At 42.1% G+C, this 15283-nt stretch carries 14 protein-coding genes; 3 read left to right on the top strand and 11 right to left on the bottom strand.

Translation table 11 applies throughout. The features are described 5' to 3' along the window. Positions 1 to 546: 546 nt before the first annotated feature. Positions 547 to 1467: a DMT family transporter gene (locus tag RMY16_RS31640; protein WP_322739686.1), complete on the bottom strand. Its 921-nt coding sequence runs from the start codon at positions 1465 to 1467 to the stop codon at positions 547 to 549. Positions 1468 to 1802: 335 nt separating this feature from the next. Further along, positions 1803 to 2081, bottom strand: a complete 279-nt coding sequence (locus RMY16_RS31635) for a hypothetical protein (RefSeq protein ID WP_322739685.1) — start codon at positions 2079 to 2081, stop codon at positions 1803 to 1805. A gap of 25 nt (positions 2082 to 2106) precedes the next feature. On the opposite strand from RMY16_RS31635, the gene RMY16_RS31630 reads away from it, so the two are divergent. Then, positions 2107 to 3918, top strand: coding sequence for a cytochrome-c peroxidase (locus RMY16_RS31630; protein WP_322739684.1), 1812 nt, complete (start codon positions 2107 to 2109; stop codon positions 3916 to 3918). A gap of 335 nt (positions 3919 to 4253) precedes the next feature. Here the strand turns inward: RMY16_RS31630 and RMY16_RS31625 are convergent, their stop codons facing one another. From RMY16_RS31625 to eis, 3 genes are all read right to left on the bottom strand, one after another. After that, on the bottom strand, positions 4254 to 5561 hold the full coding sequence (locus RMY16_RS31625) for a serine hydrolase (RefSeq protein WP_322739683.1): 1308 nt from the start codon (positions 5559 to 5561) through the stop codon (positions 4254 to 4256). Positions 5562 to 6201: 640 nt separating this feature from the next. After that, on the bottom strand, positions 6202 to 6555 hold the full coding sequence (locus RMY16_RS33235) for a hypothetical protein (protein WP_416211724.1): 354 nt from the start codon (positions 6553 to 6555) through the stop codon (positions 6202 to 6204). Between the two features lie 514 nt (positions 6556 to 7069). Beyond that, positions 7070 to 8248: a GNAT family N-acetyltransferase gene (eis, locus tag RMY16_RS31615; RefSeq protein WP_322739682.1), complete on the bottom strand. Its 1179-nt coding sequence runs from the start codon at positions 8246 to 8248 to the stop codon at positions 7070 to 7072. 424 nt (positions 8249 to 8672) lie between these two features. Here eis and RMY16_RS31610 point away from each other — a divergent pair, with 424 nt between their 5' ends. Then, positions 8673 to 8993 (top strand): multidrug efflux SMR transporter, encoded by a 321-nt coding sequence (locus RMY16_RS31610; protein WP_322666106.1) that lies wholly within the window; start codon positions 8673 to 8675, stop codon positions 8991 to 8993. Positions 8994 to 9415: 422 nt separating this feature from the next. Here RMY16_RS31610 and RMY16_RS31605 read toward each other — a convergent pair whose 3' ends face one another. From RMY16_RS31605 to RMY16_RS31595, 3 genes are all read right to left on the bottom strand, one after another. Then, the gene (locus tag RMY16_RS31605; RefSeq protein ID WP_322739681.1) at positions 9416 to 11080 is read right to left on the bottom strand and encodes an FAD-dependent oxidoreductase; all 1665 of its coding nucleotides are present in this window, start codon (positions 11078 to 11080) and stop codon (positions 9416 to 9418) included. Positions 11081 to 11144: 64 nt separating this feature from the next. Further along, positions 11145 to 11354 carry a hypothetical protein gene (locus RMY16_RS31600; RefSeq protein WP_194044515.1) on the bottom strand — a complete coding sequence of 70 codons (210 nt, stop codon included), beginning with the start codon at positions 11352 to 11354 and terminating at the stop codon, positions 11145 to 11147. Between the two features lie 330 nt (positions 11355 to 11684). Continuing rightward, a complete protein-coding gene (locus RMY16_RS31595) occupies positions 11685 to 11885 on the bottom strand; it encodes a hypothetical protein (RefSeq protein WP_322739680.1) in 201 nt (66 codons plus the stop codon). Between the two features lie 261 nt (positions 11886 to 12146). Between RMY16_RS31595 and RMY16_RS31590 the strand changes: the two genes are divergently transcribed. Continuing rightward, on the top strand, positions 12147 to 13031 hold the full coding sequence (locus RMY16_RS31590) for a GNAT family N-acetyltransferase (protein ID WP_322739679.1): 885 nt from the start codon (positions 12147 to 12149) through the stop codon (positions 13029 to 13031). Between the two features lie 185 nt (positions 13032 to 13216). On the opposite strand, the gene RMY16_RS31585 is transcribed toward RMY16_RS31590, so the two are convergent. From RMY16_RS31585 to RMY16_RS31575, 3 genes are all read right to left on the bottom strand, one after another. Next, a complete protein-coding gene (locus RMY16_RS31585) occupies positions 13217 to 14002 on the bottom strand; it encodes an alpha/beta hydrolase (protein WP_322739678.1) in 786 nt (261 codons plus the stop codon). Positions 14003 to 14149: 147 nt separating this feature from the next. After that, positions 14150 to 14485 (bottom strand): hypothetical protein, encoded by a 336-nt coding sequence (locus tag RMY16_RS31580; RefSeq protein ID WP_322739677.1) that lies wholly within the window; start codon positions 14483 to 14485, stop codon positions 14150 to 14152. Between the two features lie 107 nt (positions 14486 to 14592). Continuing rightward, a partial coding sequence (locus RMY16_RS31575; protein ID WP_322739676.1) for a hypothetical protein occupies positions 14593 to 15283 on the bottom strand: 691 nt, incomplete at its 5' end.

Here is a 15283-nt window from a genome sequence, read left to right as displayed (position 1 = left end):
AGGGTGCTGGCCCAATTACCAAACAAACTATTCATCGCTCAACTGTTTCGGTGGTCTGGTTTTATCGGGTGTTGGCTTTGGTAGTTATTCGGGCGCCCTGCTTGGTTTACTTAAAGTTATTAGCCTCAATTTTCTCAAAACAGAATTTAGGAGTCAGTAATTATAATTCACGATGAATTAATGTATGACTTGCGAATGTAGCTGGCTTAAAATAAAGGGTATAAATGGGTTTATAATTTCCACTAAATCTTAGATTTAGTAGTCAAAAAAGTAGTGATTCCCAATACCCTAGTAATTTATTCTGACTCCTGAATTTTGATTTTTGAATTCTTCTTCAAGGTTTTTTCGGCTATCAAGTCAACAATTAAATCCTACAAAGTCACGCAGATGAGTAAAGTATCTAGATGACTTCAGTAGTTTGCCTTCACTATTAAATCATAACAAATAAAAAATAGTCTGCCTCAGTATTTATGTTGTAGCTTTGAATATTGCACAAATTTACTAGATGAAAAATCTAGTAAATTTTCTGAAAAATATGGCGATTAATCAGCTTTTCCCAAGTGCGATCGCTACTGAACCTGTAACTACTAAACCCGCTCCAAATATTGCTATGAGGGTGAAGTGTTCTGGTGGTATCCAATCAGGTGCAATAACTGATACAACTGCGACTGATATTAATGTCACAATGGGAGCTAAAGCTATTACTGCACTTACTCGTGATGCTTCCCAATGTTGTAATGATTCAGAAAAAGCACCGTAAGCGATTAAAGTATTCAAGGCACAAAAAATCAACATTCCTAAATGGAAAGCATCAAGTATAAAAAGTGATTTAATTTTGGCTAGAGGAGTGAATAATAAAGCACAGCCCCCATAAATTATCAACATGATGCTGGTAGAAGATAAAGATTGTAATAACTGCTTTTGTGCCAAAGCATAAATAGCCCAAGCCATTGCTCCTAGCACAATTAAAGCACTACCTAGTATATATGTGCCATGTGCTGTAATTAAATTCGTTAGTTGTTCGCGAAAAAATAAAATATAACCACAAATCATGACACTAACGCCAATCCATTGAGACAGCCGATAACGTTCTTTAAAAATTACTAACCCTCCAAAACCTAATAAAAGGCTAGATAATTGAATGAGAACTTCAGCGTTAGCAGGCGATGTTAATGCTAAACCTTGGGTAAACGAAAAGTAATTAATCCCTAAAAATATTGTCGCGATCGCTAATAATTTTCCCGAAGCAGAGCGCAGTTGCTCTAATTTTGGTAATTTGCCGCGTATCCCTAAATACACAGCAAGCAATACAAATGATACTAAAAAACGAAACCAAATTACGGTATAAACATCAAGTACTTGTAGAATTACTGCAAGGGCAATAGGTAAAATTCCCCATAACAAGACCGTCAATAGCGATAATGTTAGCCCTAAGCGCCACCGACCAGAACTTTGATGTAGTAACATTAAAATATCCAAAAAGTACGACTGATAAGTAAGTTATATCTAATTTAAATATCTAAACATTTTATCAAACTCTTATCGATAAAATATATTTAATAGTTTAGTTAATGCAAATTCAATCTAGAATAATCAATTTATCCAACTCAATATATGATTCATAGCCCCAAGAGGGTTTTTTGTGTTCACGTAAAATTCGTAATTTGCATGTTCATTTTACATGAATATTAATTTTAAAACTTCCTCGGAAATGTATACTTTATCTCGGTGTTACTTTATAATACAACTATGGGGATTATACCCATAATCAGCTTAGTAATCTTTACGACTGCCTTATCTAGTTACTTATTGCTGACCTCAAGAGGTCGATTTTTGCTCAAATCTTTGGTGACAAAAATAAAGCAGCAAGAGTGGAGATTCAGATATGACAAGCCTAAGTACTTGAGATCGAAATTTTCAAGGACTGCAACAATTGCTGCTATTATTCTGGCAGCAATAATAGCCGGGAATACTGTATCAGCAGGGGTTACAGCCCCATCCCCAATTTCTCTCAAAAGCGTATCGGTTCCAGAACCTGACAATCTTGGAGACTTCGTAAGAGACAAAACAGCTGCAATCAAATTAGGAAAGACTCTTTTTTGGGATATGCAGGTTGGGAGTGATGGAAAGACCTCCTGTGCTAGTTGTCATTTCCACGCTGGAGCTGACAATAGATCCAAAAATCAGATTGCTCCTGGGCTTTTGCGGGTCAACGCCGACGGTACAGAGAATCCAGATTCAGTTTTTAATGTCGGCGGACTACCAAACTATCAGCTCAAACCAGAAGATTTTCCTTTCCACAAGCTGTCAAACCCAAACGATCCTAAGACTGTTATATCTGACCGTAACGATGTCAGTTCTTCTCAGGGGATGTTCTATACGAAGTTTGTGGATGTTATACCTGGGGATGCAGAAGACAAAGTTACAACCGAGCCAGATTCGGTGTTTAACGTAAAAGGTATCAATGTGCGGCGCGTTGCGCCGCGTAACACGCCAAGCGTGATTAATGCCGCATTCAACTTCCGCAACTTTTGGGATGGAAGGGCAGAAAACATCTTTAATGGGGTGAATCCCTTAGGTTTAAGAGATCCTAACGCTGCCCTCGTCAAGGCTATAAATCCAATTCGTGTAGAATTTGTAAAAGTCAGCCTAAAGAACTCGTCTTTGGCATCTCAAGCTGTCGGGCCGCCACTCAATTCCTTTGAGTCATCCGCAGATGGTCGCACTTTTGAAGAAATTGGTGATAAGTTTGGGGGGGTTAATCAATTCGGGCGAATTGACATAACACCTCTGAGGATTGATAAGGGTAAAAAGCTCCCTCGAAAACTTGCAAAAAAGTTATTAGCTCTTAGACCGCTAGCTAAACAGATTGTGCATCCACAAGACAGCGTTTTAGGTAAAGATAGTAGATCGCCTCAACCTGGACTTAAAGATGGAACCTACACTCAGATGATTCAAGACGCTTTCAAGCCGGAGTGGTGGAATTCTAATCGACTCATCCAAGTTGACTCTGAGGGTAAACGGACTATTATCAAGAGGCCTGATCGCTCTTTGCAGACTAATGAGTACACATTGCTAGAGTACAACTTCTCGTTATTCTTTGGTCTGGCAGTTCAGTTGTACGAGTCTACACTCATTTCCTACGATACGCCCTATGATCGCTACTTGGAAGGAAACACCAGCGCCCTAACTGCGCAGCAGCAACGAGGGAAAGGACTGTTTGAGGGCAAAGCTCTGTGTATTAGTTGCCACAGTGGATTAGAATTAACAGCTGCTTCAGTGAGCAACGTGGCTAAAGAGGGACGAATCAAACGTGCGCCGTTCGGGCCAAAATCCCCTCAAGACACTGGTTTCTTCAATATCGGTGTCAGACTTGCCACAGAAGACCCCAGTTTGGGTAGTAATGACGGTTTGCAGAATAACGGTCAACCTAATCCGCTTTCAGAGGCACGATTAGCTCAGTTGGGTAAATTTAAGGATCTCCTTGGCGAAAATCCCCCAACCCTTAATCCACCATTGAATTCCAGTGAAGCTGTGTTTGCAAATGGAGCTTTCAAAGCACCTGGACTTCGCAATGTGGAACTAACTGCTCCCTACTTCCACAATGGAGGTCAGGCGACTCTAGAGCAAGTGATTGATTTTTACAATCGTGGTGGTGATTTTGGACTACTTCCGCCGCTCAAGCTCTCACCAGAAGAAAAACAGGAATTGGTCGCCTTTTTAAAAGCGCTGACTGATGACCGAGTTCGGTTTGATAAAGCGCCCTTTGACCATCCACAATTGTTTATCCCTAATGGACATGTGGGTAACACTAATTACGTTGTCAATGACGGCACTGGTCAAGCTACAGATGACATAGTGGAAATTCCTGCTGTTGGTAGGAGTGGTAATAGTGGTACACCAAATTTCCTGAGTTAATCTCATTTTACGACGAAATACCTGAATACAGATAGATATGTAGGGATGTACAGATGTACGTCCCTATTTTTGCAATTTAGTGCAATTGCAGAGTTCGTAGTGAGGGCTAAAGCCCTCAAGCCAAGGACTAAAGTCCTTACTACAAACTTATTCACCCTACTCAATGCTGAGTAGTGAGTACCTTGACTGAGAGTAAATTACTCAATACTTAGCACTCAGCATTCAATACTCAGCACTCAGCACTCAGCACTCAGCACTCAGCACTCAGCACTCTTCAAACTGTGACGATCGCTTGACTAACGAGTGCGTAGGCGTAGCCCGCACTTCGGCTGCGCTCAGTGACCACCGGAGGCATCGCCAAGTATTGGTTGTATATTGCTAACTTTGGTATTGTCTAGGTAATTATAGACTCTTCTGGAAACTTCACGAACAAAATCACCTGCTCTGCGATCGTGGTTTGGTCTTTGCACCAAAACACCTGCTAAATAGCTTTTTCCATTGGGCATTTGAATAATACCCGCATCACCAATAATAAATCTCAATGTACCAGTTTTGTGGGCAATGGTAGCTCCTTTACCAATACCGGCTGGTAGCAAACTATTAGTTTTAACACGGCGCATGATGCCTAAAACTTGATTGCGGCTAGTTGGAGATAGCAAACGATTATTAGAAACTAACGCCGCCAATCTGACCAAATCTTTAGAACTAGTTGTATTTTTGCCAGCGAGGTCTGGAAGTAGATTCCGCATTGCTGTACTTTGCAATCCCCAGCTGCGAAAACGTTGGCTAACTTTTGCTGCACCACCCAAGCGATCAAGAATCAGATTTGTGGCTGTATTATCGCTAATTGTCATCATCAAGGTAGCAGTTTGGAGGACGCTAAATTTAGTGCCGATGGGTTTGTATTGCATAGTTCCAGCTTCACCAACCTTTAGATCGCGCCGCATCACTAATTTATCGGTGAGTTTAATTCTACCAGCGTCTATTTCTTGGAAAAGAGCCACTAATAAGGGAAATTTGATTGTACTGGCAGCAGCAAATCTTTTTTCACCATTAATATCTATATAGTTTCCTGTATCTAAATCTAAGAAAAATATTCCCGGATTCAATGATTTATAACTTGCTAACAAACTGCGAATCTGAGAACTAATACCAACCATTTCTTGACCAAGATTCACAACTCCAGCAAATGTTGATGCATCTGTGGATTTGATAGCAATATCTTCTTTATTTTCCCCAACAATGGGATTACTTTGGCGGTTAAAGGAATTGAATTTGAAAATCCAATGAGAACGGGAATCTCCTTTAATTGATATATTTTGGGAAGTAACATCATAACCAGGAGCTAACTCGACGACAAAACGAGTGGTTCGAGAGTCTGGTTTGCCAAGGCGAATTTCTTTTACCGCCTTACCAAAACTTCGTTTGACAGTATCGGAATTAAAATTAGTTCCAGGTAAGTCAATTACCAATCGATTAGGATTATCTAATAAAAAGGCTTTTGGTTGTATTCCCGTAGTGGTAGTTAGGTCTAATTGGTTTTGGCTAGAATCATAGTACCAAGACTGTAGTTGTGAGGCTTTAGCTTGTCCTGCAACTAGAACCAAACTGCTTAAACCGATCGCTAGTAAATGTGATTTCATGTTGTGATTGTGGGTGTGCAAGTTAGGAGCGACTAATCAGCTTTACTTAGATTTTTTTCTGATGATTGTGCTGAACTTCCGGAGAAAAAGTCATAAATACCATTGAGTTATTTTGGGAGATGATATTTGGGATTAGATAAGCACGATAAATCATCATTACTTATTAAAAGCAAATCGCTGACAGTTTTATTTGTGGTGTGAGTTGACAATAACAGAAATTGTTAATCTAGCGGAAGGACGAGCAAAGGATTAATTATGTTTCCAGCTTATGTTTTGTAGAGAGAGAAAGTAAAACCCATTCACTAAAACCCACCTACTTATATATATTTCGCGTAGGGACGGCACTGCCCATACGTGTCAACTTAAGTGAAACCCTTGTAATGGCGTGATATTCAGTTCTCTGGCTTCCCATCACCATCCGCGTCACCCCACCCTAACCCCCTTAATCCCCCCAATAAACGGGAGGAAACAAGAAATCTAGTTCCCTCCCCAATATATCGGGGAGGGTTAGGGTGGGGTAAAACTGACGCAAAAACCAGGTGAGTAAACTATTTCAGACTTGTGTATACACCGTAGCCAACTCAAAAGGGACAGACTTGAACTTTAGTTCAACTCAAGAAAGGTTCGTTGGCATCTCACATTAAAAAAAATCAGCCATCCAAGGAGAACTACCTGCAAATATTTGCGTAGCTGCTGAAATAGCTGTTTCTGTTCCATGCAGTTTTCCAGCTATTTGCAAATAGTAGGGAGCGAACAAACTTGTATGATGAATGTGCCAAAAAGTATCGTGGGTTTTGCCAAAGGTATAAACCGAAACTAAAAAAAGCCAGCAAGTCCTACTGGGGTAGTAAGCTGCTGGCTGGTCAGAAGGTTCACAAGGGCAAGCACAAATGCTCACCTGATCAACTAGCATTGCCAATTTGCAATATTGGGCAGTGCCAGGTATCGGAAAGCCCCGAACTAGCAGAAGTGGTACAGAAATTTGTTCCAGCAAATCGAGGTTGTAGGTTTGATGTGCGGGTGTGAACTATTATGTATGGGTGAACAACCCAACACACGACCCGCCCCCCAAAAACGGTCGGTAGTAATGCATTTGGTAAATTTCACACAGTAATTTGTCTCGTACGTCGTCCGAAGGAATTGTCTTCGTCGTCGTGACGCCACCCCCTACTACGTTAATAGCTTCTGCGTCTGATAGTTCCTCCATTTCGACTGGAGCTTGCAGGTTTTTTTCTTTGTCAGTTGTTAGAGCTTTGATTATTTTGCTGATCATATAAATCCTTGTACTCATCAAGTATCTTATGACTGCTTTCAGTATGTATCAACTAAAACTGGATTATAAAAAGTTGATACGAAATTACACTTTATTTCACAAAGCGAATTAAATGGAAACGGGGTAAATACGGATGAGTTGTGAGCTATTTGTTAAAACTGACCCTCGACCTAAGGGGAAAGAAGAACAGACTTGAACTTTAGTTCAACACAGGGAAAGGTTCGTCAAACTCACATTAAAAGAAATCGGCCATCCAAGGTGACGCACCTGCAAATATTTGCGTAGCTGCTGAAATAGCTGTTTCTGTCCCATCCAGTTTTCCGGCTATCTGCAAATGGTAAGGGGTGAACAAACTTGTATACAATGGTGCCAATACGCGTACATCTAACTGCAATTCACCCTTCCCACCTTTTGTAACTTCACCACGTCCATTGGCAACAGAAAGGATGAATTTACCATTATTTGCATCTAGCAAATTATCTTGAATATCTAAGTGCAATTCAGCTTCAAGTCTCGATGGATAACCCCGCATCTCCAACGCCTTGACTACATCTACTACCCGCAGCATCCAACGCATCGTATTCTTAAGCTTGGCAGTTTGCTCTGGTAGCAGCAATGTCAAAGAATCGATAACAGAACTTCTCCATCGCACATGTTCAATTTGGGAGCGATGACTGGCAAGAAAAGACCAGAATGTCTGTGCGGCCGCAGTTGTGAGAATTACCCAATCTTTGATTCGCAGGATTGCGCCATCCTCTTTTGAATGTTGGCTGAAGAGGATGTAACCTTCGGGTTTATCTTTTGTACCGATAAAGTATGCGTAAAATGTTTCCTTCTCATCTGGTTGAATTAACCGCTCCCAGATTGCGGGATGTCGGTCTAAATATCCATGCGTTTGTCTCGCCTGCTGCTGATATAGTTGATGAAAGACTTGATGATTGATATTTACTATGGGTTGCAAAGGTAGGGATTGCTCTCGCACTTGGATATTCCTAGTAGCAACTTCCCAATTACACCAGCTACCCCCTTGCTCATACCCGACTTTTCGATACAGAATTTGCACAGCTGGATAAAGAGCAGAGAGCGGTATACCTCTAGCATAAAGTTCCTTGAGCGTCTGCTGCATGAGAGCGATCGCAGCTCCCGAACCGCGATATTCTGGAGCAATACCCACAGCGGCGATTCCTGTCATTGGTACACGCACACCACCCCACCACTGACCCATATCCAGAGTTGCCAATCCACCAACTAATTGCCCAAATCCCCGAATAATACGGAAATTTTCTACGCCAATGAGATTAACATAAGCTTCCTCGCCACCAAATCCGCTGATGAAACACTGCTCAAGGATATATATTAGCTGCTGAATATCCTGTGGATCGGCAAGAGTGCTGTATTCAAATTGAGCCGTCATCTTTCATACCATTAGTAGGACAAAAACACAATCACACTACAGCAGATGTTGCCCTAATACTTGAGCAATTTCATCGCCATAAAGCCCCGGAATCAGCCTCAATTATACTACTGCACGTTTGGTTTTAAATGTTGGACTACTTGTATCGCAATATCTTCGATTAAGGGTTATTGGTCGAGATAATTAGTCTTTCAAAAAGCGATAAATCACGTTTCTATATAAGGGTTTTGTTGCTCTATCTGAACTGTATTTACTTAGATCGTTTCTTTGTGAAACTGCATATATTTGCTTTCGCTACACCTTACTTCCAAAGCATCTTCATGGAGAATTGATATTACACTTGTAAAAATTTTTCATGATTTACTTCAGGAGGTTTATTCTATTTTTAGGGCGAGTTGCTCTTAACAAACCACTTACAAAAAATATGTCAACAAGTTGGATTTACCTTATATTAGCAATCCTCTTTGAGGTTTCAGGCACAACTTGCATGAAATTATCGGAGGGATTTACTAAAATAGTTCCTTCAGTATTAATATTTGTCTTCTATGGACTTTGTTTTACTTTTTTGACCTTTGCCCTCAAGAGACTTGAAGTAAGTGTCGCCTATTCTGTCTGGGCTGGATTAGGAACTATTCTAGTAGCTCTTATTGGTATTATTTGGTTTCGGGAATCTGCCACATTCATCAAACTTGTGTCGATCGCCTTAATCGTCATCGGAGTGATTGGGATCAACGCAAGTCAATAGACCTCTTGCAAAAATATATTTTTGCACTCTTAGGGAAAAGGGAAAAGGTTAAAGGGAAAGGATTTTGAGTTTTTTACCCTTTTCCCCTGCCCCTTATCCCCAGAGGGGGTCCCACCTTCCCCTTTACCCCGACAAATGCCAAGAAGTCTAATGAAGGGGGCAGCACTTCTCTACAAGAGGCTGCGCCAACGGCTACGCTCAGTGACCGAGGGGTAAGGGCCAGAGGCTTTCAAGGGTAGATTTTTCAGAATCTCGAAAATAGTTGAGAAAATTCTCAATTGTTTCACATGGTTTGGTCATTTCAGGATTTAAGCATCAGCTGAAATAGCCAAAAAATTGTTAAATACAAAATACCTACCCTTGAAAGAGGATCAGGGGAGAGGGTTTGCAGATTTTATACAGCTTAGTATTGGCTGCTTTAGCTAAACATTACTTAGGTAGCGGTGAACGAATTGAATGGCGATCGAACCTTCTCCGACACCGGATGCCACGCGCTTAATTGAGCCGTAGCGGACATCTCCGGCTGCGAAGATTCCGGGAATGTTGGTTTCTAATAAGAAAGGAGACCGTTCCAAAGGCCAACCACGAGGAGATTTGCCATTATGCACTAAGTCTGGCCCTGTGATGATAAACCCTTGAGCATCGCGGTGAATAACACCATCGAGCCAATCAGTTTTAGGGCTAGCACCGATGAAAATAAACAGCGATCGCGCTGGCACGGTTTCGGTTTCTCCAGTGTTGGCATGGGCGATCGTAATTGCTTCTAAATATTCTTCTCCCTTGACTTCTACAACGCTGCAACCTGTACAAACTTTGATATTTTCAGTGGCGGCAATTTGGTCAATCAAATATTGGGACATACTCAATGATAGTGACTCACCCCGCACCAACATAATCACTTTGCTGGCATACTTAGAAAAGTGCATTGCTGCTTGTCCGGCAGAGTTTGCCCCGCCTACCAAGTAAACCTCTTCGTTGGTGCAGGCGATCGCCTCAGTCATGGCAGCACCGTAATAAATTCCCGCTCCTGTGAGCTTCTCGGCTCCTGGAACATTTAACCAACGGTAAGAAACACCGGTTGCAACTAAAAGTGCATGGCAACTAATCTCGCTACCATCTGCCAATTGCAGAATCCGATAAGGATCTTCCAGTCGAACCCCAGCTACTACTTGAGGAGTGAGAATTTCTACCCCAAATCGCCGCGCCTGAGTGACTCCCCGCCTTGCCAAATCAGTGCCACTTAAGCCAACAGGAAACCCCAAATAGTTTTCAATCCGCGAACTCGTACCTGCTTGTCCTCCTGGCGCTTCACGCTCAATTAAGACAGTACTTAATCCCTCAGAAGCGCCATAGACGGCGGCTGCCAGTCCGGCAGGGCCAGCACCCACGATCGCTAAGTCATAGAAAGGTCGCTCTGCCTGAGTTTGCAGTCCAATTTTGGCGGCAATCTCTAAATTAGATGGTTGAATTAACCGGGAACCATCGGGGAACAGCACCAATGGCAATTGCTGTCTGCCGTCAGCTTGGGCATATTCCACTAATTTTGCGGTATCCGGCTCCAGTTCAATATCTAACCACTTGAATGGAACCTGGTTACGTGCTAGGAAATCTTTCACCTGATGTGAAAAAGGCGACCAGCGATTACCAATGACTCGAATGCCTTCAAAGGGTGGGCGGAATCCAGCTAGCCAGTCATCTAGCAAATCATCTAAAACCGGATATAGCCTTTCTTCTGGTGGATTCCAGGGCTTGAGTAAGTAATAATCAAGTCTGGCACTATTAATCGATTTAATGGCAGCATCCGTATCTGCATAGGCCGTCAACAAGGCACGTTTCGCATCGGGAAAAATGCCTTTTGCCCGTTCCAGGAACTCCACGCCTCCCATTTGGGGCATACGTTGATCCACTAGAAATAGAGCAACTGCTTCATTCCGCAATTTGAGTTGCTGCACTACATCCAAAGCCGTGATACCTGAATCTGCCCGAACAATGCGGAAGCGATCGCCATACTGATGACGTAAGTCTCGTGACACCGCTTGCAATACTTCTGGATCGTCATCGACGGTTAAAATTGCTGGTTTTGCCATAACTACTGTTACTTAACAATTGCAGTGTCTAGCCGTTATCTTCAAAAATCTGCTGTCAAAATATCTACTGTTTAACCAGTTGCTTTAAACGAAAGTATGCCTCTTCTGGTGTCAGTGGTTCCGATTGAGTTTCATTGGGTATATAAAATACCCAGGTATCGGGAAAGTAATGCACCACAAAGCTGGGAATCAAACCTAAGCTTACTGCTTGCTTGCCGAGTTTTTCAGTTTGTTCCTCTAAACTCAGTTGGTCATGAAATGAGTGTTCAGCCATACTTTTGCATCTCCCTGTACTTTATTTGACCCTGGAAGAAGGTTCAAAACCAGCATTGCACGAATTTAGCTAAAGGTGATTTACTATTCACCATGTTTTAGAATGAGCTTGAGAATATTTTGGTAGTCAACCTAAATAATTTCAAATATGTTTTCATAGAGAATCATAAAACTATTTTGGTCATCAGCAGTAAACCAAAAAGTTTTTCCTCAAAGAGCGATCGCCAAATGCTTTGTAGTCTATGATACTTTTTAATACCCAATATTCTAATCAACAAACATAGTATAGATAACGATTACTTATAATTAGTTGATTGATAATCTATTGATGTTAATCGGATAGAATGTAAATGTTTTCAACTACTTGATATTTCCGCTCAATAGCTTGAGAGAAAAAAGACAACATCTGTTTGAGTGCAAAAAGTGTGCGATAAATTAATCGCCTACCTTTCCTTTCAGGGTTATCTAGATCAACTAATTCATTGAAAAACGACAAACGTTCTTCTACTTCCAGGTACAATAGTATTTTCAAAGCAGTGTTTCTATACTGATGGACTATTGAGAGCTTGCCCAATTGTTAACTGTTTATCTGTTGAGCAACTTAAAAACTCCCAACGAGACCTAAAAAAAATCATTTCAGCACTACGTAAGCTTCGCCATAATTCAAAATTATTTGTTGAAAAATTTCCTTGTTCCATCATTTTTTGTTACCAGCATATTTCCAAGTCAGAGGGATAGTGAGCGCATCATCTTAATGTCGTTGTGAATGGAACCCTTGAACCGATTTAAAATTATGGACAAAGTATTTGAACAAACATCTTTGGTGACGCTACGAGAAGGACGCCCCGACGACGCACTCCCTTGTGGCACCATTTTTTGTCAAGCGTTCCGTGATATTGCTCAACAGCACGGCTTGACACCTGACATTCCTTCTGCGGAATCTGGGGTTGGCAGGTTGACCGAACTGTTGGCGCACCCAGCGGTTTATTCGGTGGTAGCTGAGGCATCTGATGGGTGCGTCATTGGCAGCAATTTTTTGTGGGAAGCCGATACTATCGTTGGGGTCGGCCCCATTACGGTAGACCCCGCTGTGCAAAACGCGTCAGTTGGTCGGAGCCTGATGGAACATGTTTTACAGCGGTCAAAGGAAAAACAGTACGCTGGTGTGCGGCTGGTTCAAATCGCGTATAACAATTGCTCGCTTGCACTATATACGAAACTTGGCTTCGATGTGCGTGAGCCACTGGCGGCGTTTCAAGGACAGCTGCTCGGCTTGACGATACCCGGGCGCAGCGTTCGTCCGGCCACTGAGTCCGATATGAGTGCGTGTAATCAACTCTGCTATCACATTCATGGCCATGACCGGGCAGGCGAACTAAAGGCAGCTGTCGGGCGGGGTACGGCAACGGTCGTCGAGTATGATGGGCGCGTATCGGGTTACGCCACCGAAATTGGCTTCTTGGGTCACGCTGTTGGCGAGAATAATGAAGACTTAAAGGCGCTGATTACAGCCGCGCCTGCGTTCACCGGGAAGGGCTTTCTGCTTCCGATGCGTAATGCCGACCTGTTCCGCTGGTGTCTGAAGCAAGGACTGCGTATCACCGAGACCGCAAGGTTGATGAGCCTCGGACTGTACAATGAACCAGCAGGAGCCTTCTTGCCCTCCATCTTGTATTGATATGCAGCATTAACCGTACCGCAAAACCTAAAATACTAGTCACCATGAAAGTTGGGGCTACTTCTTCGCCCACACCCTACACCCGGAACCTGCAATCCCGCCCCAACAGAGCTTGGTCAAAAGAGGCAAGGGGGCGGTGGGAACAACTGAGACTGAGCTTGTACTTTGCCCCAGTTCAAGCTGTATCAATGCTCAAGTTGACAGATAAAATCCAATATAAGTGATGTAAATTTCTCAGGATACCAGAGTCCCCATTCGTGGAAACCTTCTTCTACAGTAATTAATTTAGAGCCTGGAATACTTGCCACCATTTCTTGAGCGTTACTTAATGGTGTAGTTAGGTCTTTTTCTGACCATAATAACAAACAGGGAGCTGTGATTTTTGGTAGCAGATGGTTGATATTTTCGTATACAGAAATTAGCAATCCTTGAATGAGATTTCCTGTATTGAATAACAAGTTATAGGAGAAAATCAAAGGAATATCAACTAATTTCAATTTACGTCTTGGGAGAAACATTTGAGCTGTCATTTCGATTGCCCTCCGCGGTATCATCTCTGGTATAGATGGCGCGGGCAGCCCGGTACTATCTACCAGAATTACACTTCTGACTTTTTCTGGAACAAGTGTAGATAAAGTAATGGCAATACCTCCGCCTAATGAGTGTCCTACTAGATGAAATTGTTGTAAATCCAAAACTTTCAGAAACGAAAGGAGACATTTGCTATAGCTAAGGTAATCGGGAAGTAGCCCAGAGTAAGTTGATCTCCTAAAACTGGGTAAGTCAGGAGCAATTATAGTATGGTGCTGTGCTAGTAGTTTCAACACTTCTTGATAAGGCTCAGTAGAGATTCCCCAGCCGTGTAGAAATAGGATAGGGATTGAACTCGACTCCAACCTACTTTGCTGATAAAAAATAGTGCAATCTTGTAAATCGACCCGATGATTAGTTAATTGGGATTTCAAAACCACAACCTCATTTACTATGACTTGGTAAATTACTTCTGCTGTGATGTAATAGTAGCAATCCCACAGAGTTGAGGAAACTTTCTCAAGGATTATATAGGTATGACTTACACAAATTCGGAATTTGCAATTAAGAAACTTAAATTGTTACAGTTAAAGTACCTGTTCGCCAACGGGATAACAGAAGGAAGAACGGGGAGCATAGAAGCCAAAGGTAATTTCAAGCGGTCGTCTTGGTCGTGAAGTATAGACAGGATGGCTTGGTTGAAGGAACTCCAAATCAACAATTTGCCAAGGGGTAACGATCTCTGCAATACCAGGATAAACACCACTGAAGAATGAACCATCAACTTTTTTAGTGATGTATCGCAATTGACGCATCTGTGTCCATCCCCCCAATGTTCCTTGCAGTTTTCGATTTGAGCAAGTGGGCGAGATACTAGCTTCATCAATGAATAGAATATCGTCAGCCTGTAAATCGTTCGCCATCTTATACCTCCCGGTTCGCCGACAGTTGATCTGAATTTTTGAGCATCACTAGTTAACTGCAAAAAATATACACTTTTGATGAGCGCAGTACTTAACTGAGAAGCATATTAACGATCAGTTTCAGACAGCTTCAGATTTTCCATAATCGTCTTTAAATGAGGTTCAAACTGCTCGAGGCTGGCAAGCTGTTTGAATGTATTACTTTTTGCCGCTGGCTCGTAGCCTGTAGTAATAATGTACAAATTCCGATTAAATGCCATATAGCTCACATACTTTTCGCGCACCTGCCCTGAGCGGTCTATACTCTTAAAGCCATACTTTAACCCTGGCAAATCACCAATTTTGACTTCTTCTGGTTGTTGCACCTGAACTTTGTAGGTTGTGCCATAAGTCGAAGTACGTTCTTTTGTAATCGTTTGGTAGTAATCTGCGATTACAGCCTTTAATGCAGTTAGTACCTTAGCTTTATCATTAGGATTGCTATAGGTGAATAGCCCTGGGACTAACCCAAGTTGTTCAAATTGGATTTGCAGAATGCGATTGTCAGTATACATCCGGCGTTGAAGTTCGACGCTTCCCACATCAAGTTTGTTGCGATAGACGCACAGGAAAGGATTCTGATAATTGCAAGGGCTGACATTCCATCCCGGAGGAGAAGAGGTTTTACCTAGAACCGACAGCCACGGATTACCTAATTCTGTTTGAGTATCGTACAGAGGGGTACCATCACTCGCTATTACTACATAACCTGAGTTCGGGATAAGGAAAGGAGCAGGTAGTAAGCTGAAAATAACGACA

The sequence above is a fragment of the Nostoc sp. DedQUE12b genome, from assembly GCF_034530835.1.
In the GTDB taxonomy this organism is placed as follows: domain Bacteria; phylum Cyanobacteriota; class Cyanobacteriia; order Cyanobacteriales; family Nostocaceae; genus Nostoc.
The sequence above is the reverse complement of the archived record's forward strand: the minus strand, read 5'-3'. Positions and strand labels throughout refer to the sequence as shown.